1 protein-coding gene is annotated in these 240 nt (G+C 69.6%); it reads left to right on the top strand.

Going from position 1 to position 240, the window contains the following annotated elements; all coding sequences use genetic code 11:
* Window positions 1-240: hypothetical protein (locus tag IO39_RS56475; protein ID WP_043637990.1), on the top strand; the 240-nt coding region annotated here is incomplete at both ends.

Below are 240 nucleotides of genomic sequence, written 5' to 3'. Positions count from 1 at the left end.
CGACAGCCGCATCCAGGGCGGGGTGGAGGAGCGCTTCGTCTACGCCGGCATCGAGAACGACATGATCGCGGTCACCGACCCGGCCGGCACGGTCAAGGCCCGCTTCGGCCGCGACCCAGAAGGCAACCTGGTCAGCCTGGACGAGGGCGGCGTCAAGCTCGGCATCATGAGCGACCAGCACGACGACGTGGTGGCCACCTTCACCGGCGACGCCCTGGCCGACTCCACGGCCTACAACCC

Origin of the sequence: Nonomuraea candida, from assembly GCF_000725485.1 — a bacterium.
Taxonomy (GTDB): domain Bacteria; phylum Actinomycetota; class Actinomycetes; order Streptosporangiales; family Streptosporangiaceae; genus Nonomuraea; species Nonomuraea candida.
The sequence above is the reverse complement of the archived record's forward strand: the minus strand, read 5'-3'. Positions and strand labels throughout refer to the sequence as shown.